Raw genomic sequence first — 15,592 nt, forward strand, 5'->3', positions numbered from 1 at the left:
CAACTGCCGTGCGCCACACCGCAAACCAGTTGCGTCGAAAGGTCTGCAGACAATGTCCGACTCACCGTCGCCCAAGCCGAACGAACCAACTGGCGCGCCCGAACCGAGCGGCGGCGCGCCCGACGAAGGTGACGGCGAACAGTTCGCCGCGCGTCCGGGTCAGCACGAAAGCCCGAATCCGCAACCGACGGAATCGAGCACCGGACACAGCAGGCACGAGATGGCCGGACCCGCGGGCTACCCACAGTTCGAGGGTCCCGGCGCGGCGCAGTACGGTACTGAACCGGTGGAGCCGCCGCCACCGGTCGGCGCGCCCGGACAACCGAGCTACGGTCCACCGGGAACCGGTCCCGGCACGGCGCATCCCGCAACGATGCCCCCTGGCACGATGCCTCCCGGAGCTGCCGCAATGCCTGCTGGAGCGGTCCCGCCGGGCGGAGTGCAACCAAGCTTCGATCCGGCAGGCGCAGCCGCGCCCGGCCTGGCGAAGCCCGGCACCATGCCGCCCGGTGCCGTACCTCCCGGCGCAACGCAACCCGGCTTCGAACCGGCCGGCACGATGCCTCCCCCCGGCGCAATGCCGCCTCCGGGCGCTCAGCCCGGCGTGCCGACCTACGGCTACCAATCCGCCCCCGGCGCGCCGACGACCCTCGACGTCGGCAATGCCCTGAGCTACGGCTGGGAGAAGTTCCGCGCGAATTTCGGCCCCTGGCTGGCCGTTACCGCGGTCGGGGTGATCATCTATCTCGCCTTCGTGCTCATCGTCCAAGCCGTGCAACCGAATTCGCTGTTCAGTCTGTTGCTGATCTTCCTCGTGGTCATGGTCGCGATCTGGCTGCTGCAGGCCGCCATGATCCGCGGCGCTCTTTATGAAACCGATGGCAACAAACCGACTTTCGCGTCCTACTTCCATTTCGTGAATGCGGGCAATGTCCTCTTGACAGCACTGCTCGCCTTCGCAGTCACCTGGATCGGCGCGGCGCTGTGCTTCGTGCCCGGTCTGATCGCCGGATTCCTGTGCATGTTCTCGCTGCACTTCGTCGTCGATCAAGAACAGGGTCCGTTCGACGCGATCAAGTCCAGCGCGACGCTGGTCATCGCCAATATCGGGCAGGTGCTGCTACTCGGCCTCGCCGTGCTGGTCATCACCTTTGTCGCCACCCTGCTGTGCGGCTTCGGCCTGCTGGTCGCCGGACCGGTGTGCACAATCGCGGTGACCTACGCCTACCGGGCACTCACCGGCGGCACCGTGTCCGTGTCCTAGCCTCGGGTGCGCTGGGCGCATCTGCTCCCAGCGCACCGGAGCATCGGCCCCGCAACAGAATTGGCGGTCACTTCGAGGGCAGTGACCGCAGCCACCACCACTGCTTGAACCGGGCGATCGGTCCCCCCTCGCTACCCGCGCGCGGGCGCAGCGCCAGCACGAGCACCCCGGCCGTGACAATGCCTGCCAGGTTCACCGCGAGCTGCCCCGCCGACATGAACGCGACATGCCACTCCCCCAGAGTTGCCGCTATCACCGCAAATCCGGCCGCGGGCACGGTGGTCACCGAGATGAACACCCCGACCAGTGCCGCCGATTTCGCGGTCACCACCGCCAGCATGCCCGCCGCACCCGCCAGCAGCGCAACCACCAGTGAGAACGGCCCGACCTCATAGATGAAGTCGACATTCTCGATGGCTTCCACCCCGGTCAGCGTGATCCAGCCGAACTGCTCCCACAGCAAGGTCGCCAACAGCGTGATGACCATCGCCACCGGAAATGCCACCAGCAGCGCGACCGCCGACTTGCGGGCGAGCAGGAAATCCCGCCGCCACAGCCCCACCGAAAAGGCTGCCAGCGGCCCGAATTCCGGCCCGACCACCATCGCGCCGACGATCGTCACCGGTGAGTCGGTGGCCACGCCGACGGCCGCGAGCAGGCAGGCGATGGTGAGGAAGGCGACGAAGGTCAGCGTCAGCGAGGACTCCTCATGGGTCTGGGCGAGCAGTTCCTCCCACACCACCGCGTCGGTCGGATCGCCCGGAGCCTCCTCGATCGCCCGCTCACCCGCATCGGAGATCACCGTCTCGACCGGGCCGAGCGTGATGCCGCCGGTGTGTTTGATGCCGAGCGTGGTCAGATCGGCGAGCACATCATTGGCGGCCTCACGCGCGACATCGGCCTGGATCAGATCACCGACGGGCTCGACGGCGACACCGCGCGCCAGCGTCACATGCGTGACGCCCGAGTCGGCACTCAGCACCGCCATCACCTTGTCGGTGAGTTCGGGCGGGCTGATCATGCGCATGTGCAGCACTGGAACCCCTCGTGGTCAACATCGATGAAACTGACCAGAAAGTACCGTTCCAGCGGCAGCCCGCGCTATTCCGAAGCGCGACCCGAGTCGCCGCCCTCGTCCTTCTTCTTCTCCGGCTTGAAGTCCAGTCCCGCTTCCTTGCGCTGCTGCGCGGTGATCGGCGCGGGCGCATCGGTCAGCGGATCCACACCGCCACCCGTCTTCGGGAAGGCGATGACCTCGCGGATCGAATCCATGCCGGCCAGCAGCGCGGTGATCCGGTCCCAGCCGAAGGCGATGCCGCCGTGCGGCGGGGCGCCGTAGGAGAACGCGTCGAGCAGGAAGCCGAACTTCTCCTGCGCCTCGTCGTGCCCGATGCCCATCACCTTGAAGACGCGCTCCTGCACATCGCGACGATGGATACGGATGCTGCCGCCGCCGATCTCGTTGCCGTTGCAGACGATGTCATAGGCGTAGGCCAGGGCCGAGCCCGGGTCGGTGTCGAAGGTGTCCAGCGACTCCGGCTTGGGCGAGGTGAACGCGTGGTGCACCGCGGTCCACGCCGAATGACCAAGTGCCACATCGCCACTCGCGGTCGCCTCGGCGGCGGGTTCGAACATCGGCGCATCCACGATCCATACGAACGCCCACGCGTTCTCATCGATCAGACCGCATTTGCGCGCGATCTCGCCACGCGCCGCGCCGAGTAGCGCGCGCTGCGCTTTGGCCGGACCGGCGGCGAAGAACACACAGTCACCCGGTACCGCGCCGACATGCTTTGCCAGGCCCTCGCGCTCGGATTCGCTGAGGTTCTTGGCGACCGGACCACCGAGCGTGCCGTCCTCCTGCACCAGCACATACGCCAGCCCCTTGGCGCCACGCTGCTTGGCCCACTCCTGCCAGGCGTCGAGCTGACGCCGCGGCTGACTCGCGCCACCGGGCATCACGACCGCGCCCACGTACTCCGCCTGGAACACCCGGAACGGGGTCTCCTTGAAATACTCGGTGCATTCGGTGATCTCGACACCGAAGCGCAGATCCGGCTTATCGCTACCGAAGCGGCGCATGGCCTCCGCGTAGGTCATATGCGGAATCGGGAACGGGATCTCGTAGCCGACCAGCTTCCACAGCGCCTCGAGGATCTCCTCGGCGACCAGGATCACATCCTCCTGGCGCACGAAGCTCATCTCGAGGTCGAGCTGGGTGAATTCGGGCTGGCGGTCGGCACGGAAGTCCTCGTCGCGGTAGCAGCGCGCGATCTGGTAGTACCGCTCGACGCCGGCGACCATCAGCAGCTGCTTGAACAACTGCGGGCTCTGCGGCAGCGCATAGAAGCTGCCCGGCTGCAAGCGCGCGGGCACCAGGAAGTCCCGGGCGCCCTCGGGCGTCGAGCGGGTCATCGTCGGGGTCTCGACCTCGACGAATTCATGCTGGGCCAGCACCGCGCGAGCGGCCGCGTTGACCTTCGACCGCAGCCGGATGGCCTTACCCGGTGCCTCGCGGCGCAGGTCGAGGTAGCGGTACTTGAGGCGGGCCTCGTCACCTGGCTGCTCGTCGAGCTGGAACGGCAGCGGCGCGCTCTCGTTGAGCACCTCGAGTTCGCTGACGTTGACCTCGATGGAACCGGTCGGCAGCTCCGGGTTCTCGTTGCCGTCGGGCCGCTGCTCGACCACACCGGTGACCCGCACGCAGAATTCAGCGCGCAGTTTGTGCGCCTGCGCTGCGGGCTCGCCCTCGCGGAACACCGCCTGCGCCACACCCGACGCATCGCGCAGATCGATGAAGATCACGCCACCGTGGTCACGCCGCCGGGCCACCCAGCCGGTGAGGGTGACGGTCTGACCGGCGTGCTCGCTTCGCAGCGAACCAGCCAAGTGGGTGCGCAGCACGGGATTCCTTTCGACGAATGTGACACCGGCAGGGCGATCCGGTGCGGTTGCCATCGTAGTGAGACACATATCCCGAGAGGAAACCGATATCGCCGCCCCGCGTGCGAAGCTGTAGACATCAGGTCGTCGGTCCGCAGGTTTGGGCCGGAACCGGGCAGTACCGCACACGTTCCCACCAGGGTGCGAGTCCTACGAGCGCCGTTCGTGGCCCGTCTCGCATCCGAGTGGCCGAAGCGCAGCGCCGCAGGCGCGAGTCTCGGCCGCTCGGATGCGAGACAGCAGGGGGCCGCGAACACGCGGCGCCGCAGGCGCCGCAAATCCAACACAGAAAGCGAAGCAGATGACCTTCAACGAAGGCCTCCAGATCGACCCGGATCGGGCTTCATCCGGCGGTGGACCCGGGATGGGTGGCAAGCTCGCCCTCGGTGGTGGTGCCGGTGGTCTCATCCTGCTGGTAATCGGCCTGTTGCTCGGTGGGGATCCCAGTTCGCTGCTCGGACAGTTGAACGGCAGCGAGAGCAGCACTGCGCAGCCCGGCACCGCGGGCACGCCCGCGCACTGCAAGACCGGCGCGGACGCCAATAGGTACGTCGACTGCCGGGTGGTGCTCACCGCACAGAGCCTCGACGCGGTGTGGGCGGCACAGCTGCCCCAGCAGACCGGCAAGAAGTATTCGAAGCCGAAACTGGTGCTGTTCTCCGGCGCGGTCTCGACCGGTTGTGGCAATGCGACCAGCGCGGTCGGCCCGTTCTACTGCCCCGCCGACCGGACCGCGTACTTCGACACCGCCTTCTTCCAGGAACTGGTCGACCGCTTCGGTTCCAGCGGCGGCCCGCTCGCCCAGGAGTACGTGGTGGCGCACGAGGTCGGCCACCACATCCAGAATCTGCTCGGCGATATCGGTCGGGCCCAGCGGGATCCGCACGGACCGGAATCCGGCGCGGTGCGCACCGAACTCCAGGCCGACTGCTACGCGGGCATCTGGGCCCACTTCGCCGACAAGCAGCCCGCCCCCAGCAGCGATCAACCCTTCCTGAAAGCCCTGTCCGACAACGATATCCGTGACGCTCTCTCCGCCGCGTCCGCCGTCGGCGACGACCGAATCCAGCGTGCCGCCCAGGGGCGCGTCAACCCGGAGGCCTGGACCCACGGTTCCTCGGACCAACGCCAGAAATGGTTCCTCACCGGTTACAAAACCGGTCAGGTCCAAGCATGCGACACGTACTCCGCCGCCGACCTGAACAACCCGTCGGCCTTACGCTGATCGCCGACAGATGGTCGATAATCGAGGCCAGTTGGACTGTGGCACAGCGTAGATAGGGATTTCATGCGGAGAACAAAGCCGGCACTGCTGTTTCTCGTCGTGGCGCTTGCGGGTAGCTGGGGTGTCGCCTCGGCCGAACCCGCTGCCGACGCACCACAATCACCCGCCCCGGCACTGCTGACACTCACCACCATCCCGAGCGGTTGGTCCGAGCGGATCGACCTGCGCCCGCTGCTGCAGATCTACGCGGACGGCCACGCGGTCGAACAGCCCGACGCCGCATCCGCCACCCGAGCCGCCGACACCCCACCGCAGCGGCTCACCGGCACCATTCCCACCGACGTTCTGAATGCCGCACTGGCGGAAACCAAATCACTCGCCGCACTCGACCTCGGCATGCCCAGCGCCACCGACCAGGGCACCCAGATCATCGATCTCATGCCTACGCCGCCCGACCAAGACGTCCATGTCCTTATGTACGCCCCCGATGCGACCGAGAACCTCACCTCCGACCAACAAGCCAACCGCAAACGCTTCACCGACCTCTACCGCAAACTCCTCGACGCCTTCACCCGAGACCACTGAGCCGGTTGTCGACCCCGGTAGCGATGGCCACGAGGAACGTTGCGCACTTCGGTATCCGCCAGGCCTGAGGTACCGCAATACCGTTCAGCCGTATGTACAGCTAGAACACCAGCGCCCCCACTCGAAATCGAGCGGGGGCACTGGAGAATTCGTTTCGGACTAGAACTGGTCCTGTTCGTAGTCCGAGCTGACCAGTTCGTCCGGGTGGGTCGCGCCGATGACGTCCGGGGTGGACTCACCGAGTGGCCCGGTGAGGTCGTCGTTGCCGGTGCGGCTCTGGTACGGGTCCACATTGCGCGTGTGCTCGTCGTCGTTGCCGCCGCGTTGGCCGGTGGCGCCGGGGCTGCCGCCCATGAAGGAGCTCCCCGAGCTCGCCGCGCTGGTCGACGTACCCGTGCCCAAGGATGTGCCGGACAAACCCGAGACCCGGCTGATGGGCGAGACGGTGCTGCCCGGCGTGCCGGTCACCTTCTGCGTCGACGGCGAGCCCGATGTACTCGGCGTGCCGGAACGGCTTCCGATGCCGCTCATGCCCGAGATCCCCGAGGTGGTGTGCCCGGTGTTGGTCGATGCCGCCATGGTGGACGTGCTCGGCGAACCGGAGGTGCTGGAACCGTCCAACAGGCCGGCGGCATTGGTCGACGCATCCTGTGCCACCGACTGCGCCTGTTCCATGATCGGCTCACCGATGTTCTGCATGACCGCCTGCGCGACCTCCTGCGGCGCGGGCAGACCGCTGGTCCCGAGCAGTTGGTTCACCAGACCGGTCAGCTCGGCCGTCTTCCCGGCCAGGTCACCGCGGGTGGCATTGGCGACCGCGACGGCGGACCCCAAATGTTCGGTCGCGGTCGCGATGAGCGCGGCCTGACCTGGCGGTGTCAGCGCCACCGGCACGAGTGCGGTTGCCTGCGTGGCGAATTCGCTCGCGATCCCCAACAGCTGCGCATTGCCCTGCTGCACCACCGCGGCGGCCCGCTGGGTGAGTTCGGAGATATCGATACCGCGCTGACTGGTGTCCTGCCCCTGGGTCTGCGCGGTGTTGCTGGCGGCCTGCGCCTCGCGGGACGACTGGCCCTGCCACAGCTGCTCGACGGTCTGCAGGCCACCCTTGCCGACCGATACCGCGGCCTCGATGATCTTGGATGACTGACTGAGAATCGCAGTCGGGTCGAAGGCTCCGATAACGCCGGTGCCGAAGCTGTTGAGCAGCTCCAGGATCGGCTGGAACAGCGTGTCGATTCCGGGAATTCCGGGAATCGACAGCCCCTGCATCAGTGCCGCGACGGGATCGGACGGAATATTCGTTGCCGCCGCGGCCGCCGCGGCACCCTGGCTACCCGCCCCGCCGAGCGCACTGCTGACCGCAGTCTGTGCCTGTTGCGCCGCGCTCTGCGCCGCCTGCACCACCGGCGCAGCCGCATGGCTGATCGCGGTCTGCGCATCGGTAAGTGCCTGCGACACATCGGGCGGCACCGCGCCGGACAGAATTGCGCTCGCGTCGGGGGTCGAGTTGCCGTTGAGCCCCGGCATGCCCGCCGGCATGGCCCCCAGCTGCGGCGATTCCTCGGTGATCTTTTGTGCGAGCACGAATTCGGGCGCCTCGATCGGCGGCAGATCCGCGGGCAACTGCGGCAGCGACAGATCGCTCAACCCCTGCGACGCGTTCTGCAATGCGTCGACAGCGGTGTTCTGCGTCGCGATCACGGCCTCTTCGATCGCCACGCTCTGCTGATCGGGTGCGATCACGCCGGTCGCACCGGTATCCATCGGTCTCATGCCCCGCCTCCGACCTGGTCGGCGATTGCGTTCAGTACGCCCGCGTTGCCGAAGTCGGTGGTGTCGAACGCGCCGGCCGCGGTGAACGCGGACTTCGAGAGCTTGTCGTACTTGGCCGACAGCTCATTGATGTCCTTGGCCTGCAACACCTGTGCGGCGGCGAACGCCAGCAGATAATCGGCGCCGATCAGGCCGAATACCGGCGTGAGCGCCGCAACATTCTGCACGGCATCGAAATTGCCCGCTCCCGCGATCTCGCCGGCGACCCCGGCATTGGTCGCCGCGAATGCTCGGACCGCATCGGTCTCCACCGAGAGATCAGCCATCGAGTTGCACCCCCCAAAACGTCGTGAACTGCCATTCAGTGTTCATAGCGTCGATCAACATCTACTCCCTGCCCGCACCGGCAGCTCGGCTGCGATCGGGCCCCTGCGCAGCTGCGAGTCGGTACCGGCGCCGCTGCGGTTGCGCCCAATATAGCGGACCTCACCGGCAAGTTTCGAGCCCAAGGCGGCCACCGGAAAGGAACTGGAACAGGTTGCAAATTAGAACAAGTTCTATATTCTCGATCACATGAAGGTCGCAGTGACCGGCGCAGCCGGCTACCTTGGCACGAATCTGCTCAGCCTGCTGGTCGAACGAGGACACGAGGTCACAGCAATCGATCGCGTCGTTCCGGAGCAGCGGACGGACCCGAACGTCACCTGGGTCTCCGGCAATGTGCTCGACCCCGAATCCATGCGCACCGTGCTCGCCGGCGCGGAGATCGTTTACCACCTCGTCGCCGTGATCACCCTGGCCGAACAGCACGACCTGGCATGGAAGGTCAATACCGAGGGTGTGCGCGTCGTCGCCGAGGCGGCCCTGGATCTGGGCGTGCGCCGCATGGTGCACGCGAGCTCCATCCACGCCTTCAACCAGTACACCTGCGGCGGCCGCATCGACGAGACCTCGGTGCGCTCGACCGATCCCGGCCTGCCCGTCTACGACCGCTCCAAATGGGCGGGCGAAATCGAACTGCGCAAGGTGATCGAGCAGGGCCTGGACGCGGTGATCTGCAATCCCACCGGCGTGTTCGGCCCGCTCGACTACAGCACCCCGCTGTCCAGGATCAACCGCACCCTCAAGGACGCCGCACGCGGCCGGGTACCTGCAATGATCGGCGGCGGCTTCGATCTGGTCGACGTCCGCGATGTCGCGAAGGGCCTGATCCTGGCCGGGGAGCGGGGCCGGACCGGCGAGAACTACCTGCTCGGCGGCTCGATGATCTCGATGCTCGACCTGTGTCGCACCGCGGCGGAATGCGGCGGCAAGAAGGGACCGAAGTTCTCGATCTCCCCCAAGGTCGTCAACGGCTTGATTCCGGTGCTCGAACCGATAGGCAAACTGCTCAAGACCGACATCGTGTCGAAGGCCGCACTCGGCGCGCTGGTCTCCGCCCCGATCGTCGACCACGGCAAGGCGGAGCGCGAAATCGGCTATCAGCCGAGGCCCATCGAGAAGACCGTGCGCGACCTGGTCACTTTCTTCACCGATCCGAAGCAGCTCACCGCGTCCGACGCCCGACAGATCGCTTGACACTCTTTAGAACACATGTTCGACTGATGGGGTGCGGTGGCAAAGCCAAACCCTGGATGCCGACGACGGCGCCCTGCCCGGTCTCGACCGGGCGGGTTTCGTGCGCACCGTACAAACCCCCGAATTCGAGGGCATGACGTTCCACGAGGTGCTGTGCAAGAGCGCGCTGAACAAGATGCCGGAGGCGTCGAATCTGCCGTTCCATTGGACGATCAATCCGATGCGCGGCTGCTCACACGCCTGCCGGTACTGTTTCGCGCGTCCCACCCACGAGTATCTGGACCTGGACGCGGGCCGGGATTTCGATTCGCAGATCGTGGTGAAGACCAATATCGCCGCGGTGCTGCGCAAGGAACTCGGCCGGCGGTCCTGGCATCACGAACCCGTCGCACTGGGCACCAATACCGATCCATATCAACGGGCCGAGGGCCGATATCGGTTGATGCCCGGCATTATTCGCGCGCTTACCGATTCCGGCACACCGTTCTCCATTCTCACCAAGGGCACGCTGCTGCGCCGGGATCTCCCGCTGCTCACGGCAGCGGCTCACCAGGTCCGGGTGAGCATCGCCGTGTCCATCGCGATCCTGGATATGGATCTGCACCGCAGCCTGGAATCCGGTACGCCAACGCCCAAGGCGCGGTTGGAGATGGTGCGGGCGCTGGCCGATGCCGGGTTCGAGGTTGATGTGATGGTCGCGCCGGTGATTCCATATCTCACCGATAGCCGCGCCCACCTGGACGCACTATTCGGCGCGATCGCCGAGGCCGGGGCGGTATCGGTGGTCGCATTCCCGATGCATTTGCGTGGCGCCACCCGCGGCTGGTTCCTCAGCTGGCTGGCCGAGGCCCATCCCGCGCTGGTGCGCCGCTATCGCCAGCTCTATGGCCGCGGCGCCTATGTGACGCCGGAATATGCCTCCTGGCTACGCGAACGGGTGCAGCCGCTGCTCCAGCAACACGGCCTCACCCGCGAGCACACCCCGGAGCCGCAGACACAACCCCCGGCACCGCTGCCCAGCGACACGCAGCTGGCGCTCTTCGGGTAAAGCATTTCACAAGCAATTCCCGCACACGGCGGAGTAGGTTGGCCAATGGCACCTCCCATCGGACGAGGAAGTGAAGCAGGCATATGGTTTCCGACCAAAGTGATGTCGGCACAGCGAAATTGGAAAAGGTCGTAATTCGGTTCGCTGGGGACTCCGGCGACGGAATGCAGCTCACCGGTGATCGCTTCACGCATGAGGCGGCCGCATTCGGCAACGACCTCGCCACCCAGCCCAACTTCCCGGCCGAGATCCGGGCGCCACAGGGCACGCTGCCCGGCGTCTCGTCCTTCCAGATCCAGATCGCCGATTACGACATCCTCACCGCGGGCGACCAGCCCGACGTGCTGGTCGCGATGAATCCGGCCGCGCTGAAGTCCAATCTGGAGGACCTGCCCCGCGGTGCCACCCTCATCGTGAACACGGACGAGTTCACCAAACGCAATCTCGGCAAGGTCGGCTACGCCACCGATCCGCTCGACGACGACACTCTGAGCGATTTCGTGATCCACCGCGTGCCGATGACCTCACTCACCCTCGGCGCGACCGAGACGACCGGTGTCGGCAAGAAGGACGCTCAGCGCGCGAAGAATATGTTCGCGCTCGGCCTGCTGTCCTGGATGTACGGACGCCCGATCGGCGGCACCGAACGCTTCCTGCGCGAGAAATTCGCCGCGAAACCGGATATCGCCGAGGCGAATCTGCTCGCCTTCCGCGCGGGCTGGAACTACGGCGAGACCACCGAAAGCTTCGCAACCACCTTCGAGGTGGCCCCGGCCAAGCTGCCGCCGGGCACCTACCGCCAGATCACCGGCAATACCGCGCTCGCCTACGGCCTCGTCACCGCGGGGCAATTATCCGGGTTGCCGGTCTTTCTCGGCACCTATCCGATCACACCGGCCTCCGACATCCTGCACGAACTCAGTAAGCACAAGAACTTCGGCGTGACCACCTTCCAGGCCGAGGACGAGATCGCGGGCATCGGTGCGGCCCTCGGTGCGGCCCTCGGCGGCGCGCTCGGCGTCACCAGCACCTCCGGCCCCGGGCTGGCGCTCAAGAGCGAAACCATCGGGCTGGCGGTGATGACGGAACTGCCGTTGGTGATCGTCGATGTGCAGCGCGGCGGACCGTCCACCGGACTGCCGACCAAGACCGAACAGGCCGATCTGCTGCAGGCACTCTACGGCCGCAACGGGGAATCGCCGGTCGCCGTACTCGCGCCGCGCTCCCCCGCCGACTGCTTCGCGACCGCGGTGGAGGCGGCCCGCATCGCCCTCACCTACCGCACGCCGGTGCTGTTGCTTTCCGACGGCTCGATCGCCAATGGCTCTGAGCCGTGGTCGATTCCGCGGGTCACCGAACTGGAGCCGATCGATCCGCGCTTCGAACCCGACGCCGAGGAGGGCACGCCGTTCCAGCCCTACTCCCGTGATCCCGATACTCTCGCCAGGCCGCTCGCGGTGCCGGGCACCGCTGGTCGCGCGCATCGGATCGGCGGACTGGAGAAGGCCGACGGCAGCGGCAATATCTCCTATGAGCCCGGCAATCACGAACTGATGGTTCGCCTGCGGCAGGCCAAGATCGATGGCATCACCGTCCCTGATCTCGAGGTCGACGATCCGGACGGGCGGGCCGAACTCCTGCTGATCGGCTGGGGCAGTTCCTTCGGGCCGATCGGCGAGGCGTGTCGACGCGCCCGCCGTCGCGGCGTCCCGGTCGCACAGGCGCATCTGCGATATCTGAATCCTTTGCCCGCCAACCTCGATGACGTGCTGCGGAGCTATCGGACGGTGGTCGCGCCGGAAATGAACGGCGGTCAGCTGGCCATGCTGCTGCGGGCGAAGTATCTGGTGGATGTGCAACCGTGGACAAAGATCGCGGGCACGGCATTCTCCGCACAGGAGCTCGTCGGGGTGATCGATGCGGCACTGGACGGGTCGATCGAGGATATGGAACACGATAAGACGTTCGCGGCACGGGCGCGTGCCACGTACTCGGCTGGGGGTAACTGATGACAATCGTCGAAACCTCGCTCGTCGGAACCGATCTGGGCCTCACCGGACTCTCGGGAGTGCCGTCCGCGGACGGGCCGCAGAAGGTCAAGGACTTCACCTCCGATCAGGAGGTGCGCTGGTGCCCCGGCTGCGGTGACTACGTGATCCTGGCGACCGTGCGCGGCTTCCTCGCCGAACTCGGATTGCGCAGGGAGAACCTGATGTTCGTCTCCGGGATCGGCTGCTCGAGCCGGTTCCCGTACTACCTCGAGGCCTACGGCATCCACTCCATCCACGGCCGCGCGCCCGCCATCGCGACGGGGCTCGCGGTGACGCGGCCGGATCTGTCGGTGTGGGTGGTGACCGGTGACGGTGACGCACTGTCGATCGGCGGCAACCACCTGATCCATGCCCTGCGCCGCAATGTGAATATGACGATCCTGCTGTTCAACAACCGGATCTACGGACTCACCAAGGGGCAGTACTCCCCCACCTCGGAAGAGGGCAAGATCACCAAGTCGACGCCGATGGGCTCGGTCGACCACCCGTTCAACACGCTGTCGGTCGCGCTCGGCGCGGAAGCCAGCTTCGCCGCGCGCGCTCTGGATTCCGATCGGGCGGGCCTCACCGAGGTGCTGCGCGCCGCCGCCGAACACCGCGGGACCTCGTTCGTGGAGATCCTGCAGGACTGCCCGATCTTCAACGACGGTTCCTTCGATGTGCTGCGCAAGGGCGATGCCGAATCCCGCCTCATCCCGCTGCACCACGGCCAGCCGATCCGTTTCGGCGCCGATGGCGAATTCGCTGTGGTGCGTGCCGGTTTCGGGCTCGCCGTGGTGCGCACCGACGAGGTCGAAGAGTCCGAGATCATCGTGCACGACGCCTACGCCGACAATCCGGAGTACGCCTACGCGCTCTCGCGCCTGTCCGACCAGGACCTGGGCCACGTGGTCACCGGCATCTTCCGCGATGCCACCCGGCCCACCTACGACGATGCGGTTCGCACCCAAACCGCCATGGCGCGGGAACGCAAACCGGTACAAGAGGATTCGCTACAGTCCCTGCTCAACGGCTCGGAAACCTGGACCATCAGCTAGGCAGACCGAGCCGATCGGCGAGCGTGCCGAGGATGCGATGCAGGTCGGCACGCTCGGCGGCGCTGAGGTCCGCGGTGGTCTCGGCGTCGATCGCCTGCGCGGCGTCGAGGCATTTGCGCAGTAGTGCGCGACCGTGAGGGGTCAGGCTCAGGTTCTGACGGCGGCGATCCTCCGGGTCCCGTAACCGTTCGATGGCCCCGAGGGACTCGAGGTGGTCGGCCAACGCGACAACCAGACTCGGCGCGACGCGCAGTACCCGCGCCATCTCCATCTGCGATGTCGGCCCATCGGCCGCCAACACATTCAGCATCCCGGCATGCTTCGGTTTGAGCCCGAGGCTCGACACATCGGCGCTGAAGCGGTCGGTCAGGAACGCACCCAGCAGTCCCAGCCGGAAGGCAACGGTCTCCGGCAGCTTTTCCACCTTGACGTTCTTCATAGCCAGCATAATACTGTTCCTAAATCATTCATCAGATGAATGATTCAAGGAGTGAACTATGCGGGACCAGAAACTCACCAGATCCGCGATGATTGTCAATGCGGTCGGCGCGGGCATCGCTGTGGCATTCAGTGTCGCGGCACTTGTCGATCCGGCTCTGGCGATATCCGGCAGCGCGGACTCGCCCGGTGTCGACCTGTATGCACAGGCCTACGCCGCCCGTGCCGTCCCATTGGGCGCCGCGCTACTTTTCAGCCTGGCCAGCCGCCGCAAGCGGGCTCTCCTACCACTGCTGACCGTGTCGGGCGCGGTACAGCTCGGCGACGTCGCCATCGGCGTCAGGCAGGGAATTCCGGGCATGGTGGTCGGCGGCAGCGTGCTCGCGCTGATTCATCTCGCCACCGCGGGTCAATTGGCCCTCGGCGCGAGTCGCTCCGCCACAGCCGCAGCCTGAACTGCGGCTACGGACATGAGTCAGGCGTGCTTGGCGAAGCCGAGGTCGATGACGGCGTCACGTTCCTGTTCGAGTTCCGCGACGCTGGCATCGATGCGTGCCCGGGAGAATTCATCGAGCTCCAGGCCCTGGACGATCGAATATTCGCCGTCCGCGCAGGTGGCGGGGAACGAGGTGATGAGGCCTTCGGGAATGCCATAGGAGCCGTCGGAGGGGACTGCCATGGAGGTCCAGTCGCCGGTGTGGGTGCCGAGCGACCAGTCGTGGATGTGGTCGATGGCGGCGCTGGCGGCGCTGGCGGCCGAGGAGGCGCCGCGGGCCTGGATGATGGCGGTGCCGCGCTGTTGGACGGTGGGGATGAATTTCTCGCGCACCCAGCCCTGGTCGACGAGTTCGCCGGCGGAACGGCCAGCGATGGTGGCGTGCGTGATATCCGGATACTGGGTCGCGGAGTGGTTGCCCCAGATGGCGACGCGGGCGATATCGGCGGCAGGCGCGCCGGTCTTCTTGGCCAGCTGCGCGATGGCGCGGTTGTGGTCGAGACGGGTCATCGCGGTGAATCGCTCGGCCGGGACGTCCGGGGCATTGCTCATGGCGATGAAGGCGTTGGTATTGGCCGGATTTCCGACCACGAGCACCTTGACGTCGTCGGCGCCGCTGGCGTTGATCGCCTGGCCCTGTTCGGTGAAGATCGGACCGTTGGCGGCCAGCAGGTCCGAACGCTCCATCCCCGCGGTGCGCGGCCGGGCACCGACCAGCAGTGCGACATTCGCACCCTCGAACCCGACCCACGGATCGTCACTGATGTCGATCGACTCGAGCAGCGGAAACGCACCGTCCTCGAGTTCCATCGCGACCCCCTCCAGCGACGCCACCGCAGCCGGAATCTCCAGCAACCGCAGCCGTACCGGCGTCTCGGATCCCAGCAGCGCACCGGATGCGATCCGGAACAGCAGGCCGTAGGCGATCTGCCCCGCGCCTCCGGTCACGGCGACGGTCACGGGCGCGGTCCGAGCAGCGGTGCTCACGAGAAACTCCTTGCAATAGACGGACACTCGATCCCCACCCTAACGACTCTCACGACCCCCGAACCCCCGTGGTGAGCTACACGACAATCAACCCGCCACACCCATCCAACCGCCCCAGCTAACGACAAGCACCCGCAACGGGCGCGAAATCCGACGGAGTGCGC

The 15,592-nt window shown here is 66.5% G+C and carries 14 protein-coding genes; 8 read left to right on the forward strand and 6 right to left on the reverse strand.

Annotated elements, in window-relative coordinates:
- The first annotated feature begins 52 nt into the window (after positions 1-52).
- Positions 53-1,264 (forward strand): hypothetical protein, encoded by a 1,212-nt coding sequence (locus tag ACIBW7_RS07995; RefSeq protein WP_397045237.1) that lies wholly within the window; start codon positions 53-55, stop codon positions 1,262-1,264.
- Positions 1,265-1,331: 67 nt separating this feature from the next.
- On the opposite strand, the gene ACIBW7_RS08000 is transcribed toward ACIBW7_RS07995, so the two are convergent.
- Together ACIBW7_RS08000 and aspS are read right to left on the reverse strand one after the other, a co-directional pair.
- A complete protein-coding gene (locus ACIBW7_RS08000; RefSeq protein ID WP_397045238.1) occupies positions 1,332-2,300 on the reverse strand; it encodes a DUF389 domain-containing protein in 969 nt (322 codons plus the stop codon).
- A gap of 65 nt (positions 2,301-2,365) precedes the next feature.
- Positions 2,366-4,168 carry an aspartate--tRNA ligase gene (gene aspS, locus ACIBW7_RS08005; RefSeq protein WP_397045240.1) on the reverse strand — a complete coding sequence of 601 codons (1,803 nt, stop codon included), beginning with the start codon at positions 4,166-4,168 and terminating at the stop codon, positions 2,366-2,368.
- 340 nt (positions 4,169-4,508) lie between these two features.
- Between aspS and ACIBW7_RS08010 the strand changes: the two genes are divergently transcribed.
- A complete protein-coding gene (locus ACIBW7_RS08010; protein WP_397045241.1) occupies positions 4,509-5,432 on the forward strand; it encodes a neutral zinc metallopeptidase in 924 nt (307 codons plus the stop codon).
- 63 nt (positions 5,433-5,495) lie between these two features.
- Positions 5,496-6,017, forward strand: a complete 522-nt coding sequence (locus ACIBW7_RS08015; protein ID WP_397045243.1) for a hypothetical protein — start codon at positions 5,496-5,498, stop codon at positions 6,015-6,017.
- A gap of 159 nt (positions 6,018-6,176) precedes the next feature.
- Here the strand turns inward: ACIBW7_RS08015 and ACIBW7_RS08020 are convergent, their stop codons facing one another.
- On the reverse strand, positions 6,177-7,793 hold the full coding sequence (locus tag ACIBW7_RS08020) for a hypothetical protein (protein WP_397045245.1): 1,617 nt from the start codon (positions 7,791-7,793) through the stop codon (positions 6,177-6,179).
- Positions 7,790-8,119 (reverse strand): type VII secretion target, encoded by a 330-nt coding sequence (locus tag ACIBW7_RS08025; RefSeq protein WP_364474949.1) that lies wholly within the window; start codon positions 8,117-8,119, stop codon positions 7,790-7,792. Before ACIBW7_RS08025 ends, ACIBW7_RS08020 begins: the two co-directional genes overlap by 4 nt.
- A gap of 247 nt (positions 8,120-8,366) precedes the next feature.
- Here ACIBW7_RS08025 and ACIBW7_RS08030 point away from each other — a divergent pair, with 247 nt between their 5' ends.
- The 4 genes from ACIBW7_RS08030 (at position 8,367) to ACIBW7_RS08045 (ending at position 13,507) form a co-directional block, all read left to right on the forward strand.
- Positions 8,367-9,371, forward strand: a complete 1,005-nt coding sequence (locus ACIBW7_RS08030) for an NAD-dependent epimerase/dehydratase family protein (protein ID WP_397045247.1) — start codon at positions 8,367-8,369, stop codon at positions 9,369-9,371.
- A 31-nt stretch (positions 9,372-9,402) separates the two neighbouring features.
- Positions 9,403-10,419 carry an Rv2578c family radical SAM protein gene (locus ACIBW7_RS08035; RefSeq protein ID WP_397045249.1) on the forward strand — a complete coding sequence of 339 codons (1,017 nt, stop codon included), beginning with the start codon at positions 9,403-9,405 and terminating at the stop codon, positions 10,417-10,419.
- An 83-nt stretch (positions 10,420-10,502) separates the two neighbouring features.
- Positions 10,503-12,428, forward strand: coding sequence for a 2-oxoacid:acceptor oxidoreductase subunit alpha (locus ACIBW7_RS08040; protein ID WP_397045251.1), 1,926 nt, complete (start codon positions 10,503-10,505; stop codon positions 12,426-12,428).
- On the forward strand, positions 12,428-13,507 hold the full coding sequence (locus ACIBW7_RS08045) for a 2-oxoacid:ferredoxin oxidoreductase subunit beta (protein ID WP_397045253.1): 1,080 nt from the start codon (positions 12,428-12,430) through the stop codon (positions 13,505-13,507). Before ACIBW7_RS08040 ends, ACIBW7_RS08045 begins: the two co-directional genes overlap by 1 nt.
- Here ACIBW7_RS08045 and ACIBW7_RS08050 read toward each other — a convergent pair.
- Positions 13,500-13,946: a MarR family winged helix-turn-helix transcriptional regulator gene (locus ACIBW7_RS08050; RefSeq protein WP_397045254.1), complete on the reverse strand. Its 447-nt coding sequence runs from the start codon at positions 13,944-13,946 to the stop codon at positions 13,500-13,502. The two genes, ACIBW7_RS08045 and ACIBW7_RS08050, sit on opposite strands and share 8 nt — an antisense overlap.
- Before the next feature lie 58 nt (positions 13,947-14,004).
- On the opposite strand from ACIBW7_RS08050, the gene ACIBW7_RS08055 reads away from it, so the two are divergent.
- Positions 14,005-14,400 (forward strand): hypothetical protein, encoded by a 396-nt coding sequence (locus ACIBW7_RS08055; RefSeq protein ID WP_397045255.1) that lies wholly within the window; start codon positions 14,005-14,007, stop codon positions 14,398-14,400.
- 20 nt (positions 14,401-14,420) lie between these two features.
- Here the strand turns inward: ACIBW7_RS08055 and ACIBW7_RS08060 are convergent, their stop codons facing one another.
- Entirely contained in the window at positions 14,421-15,428 is a 1,008-nt protein-coding gene (locus tag ACIBW7_RS08060) for a malate dehydrogenase (RefSeq protein ID WP_397045257.1), read from the reverse strand.
- Positions 15,429-15,592: the final 164 nt, after the last annotated feature.

Origin of the sequence: Nocardia sp. NPDC049526 (genome assembly GCF_044465765.1) — a bacterium.
GTDB lineage: Bacteria > Actinomycetota > Actinomycetes > Mycobacteriales > Mycobacteriaceae > Nocardia.

Bases quoted from the DNA above. Each gene is read 5' to 3' on its own strand.
- ACIBW7_RS08040 (WP_397045251.1), top strand. From the start codon at position 10,503: ATGGTTTCCGACCAAAGTGATGTCGGCACAGCGAAATTGGAAAAGGTC.
- ACIBW7_RS08010 (WP_397045241.1), top strand. From the start codon at position 4,509: ATGACCTTCAACGAAGGCCTCCAGATCGACCCGGATCGGGCTTCATCC.
- ACIBW7_RS08050 (WP_397045254.1), bottom strand. From the start codon at position 13,946: ATGAAGAACGTCAAGGTGGAAAAGCTGCCGGAGACCGTTGCCTTCCGG.
- ACIBW7_RS08045 (WP_397045253.1), top strand. From the start codon at position 12,428: ATGACAATCGTCGAAACCTCGCTCGTCGGAACCGATCTGGGCCTCACC.
- ACIBW7_RS08025 (WP_364474949.1), bottom strand. From the start codon at position 8,119: ATGGCTGATCTCTCGGTGGAGACCGATGCGGTCCGAGCATTCGCGGCG.
- ACIBW7_RS08030 (WP_397045247.1), top strand. From the start codon at position 8,367: ATGAAGGTCGCAGTGACCGGCGCAGCCGGCTACCTTGGCACGAATCTG.
- ACIBW7_RS07995 (WP_397045237.1), top strand. From the start codon at position 53: ATGTCCGACTCACCGTCGCCCAAGCCGAACGAACCAACTGGCGCGCCC.
- ACIBW7_RS08020 (WP_397045245.1), bottom strand. From the start codon at position 7,793: ATGAGACCGATGGATACCGGTGCGACCGGCGTGATCGCACCCGATCAG.
- ACIBW7_RS08015 (WP_397045243.1), top strand. From the start codon at position 5,496: ATGCGGAGAACAAAGCCGGCACTGCTGTTTCTCGTCGTGGCGCTTGCG.
- ACIBW7_RS08055 (WP_397045255.1), top strand. From the start codon at position 14,005: ATGCGGGACCAGAAACTCACCAGATCCGCGATGATTGTCAATGCGGTC.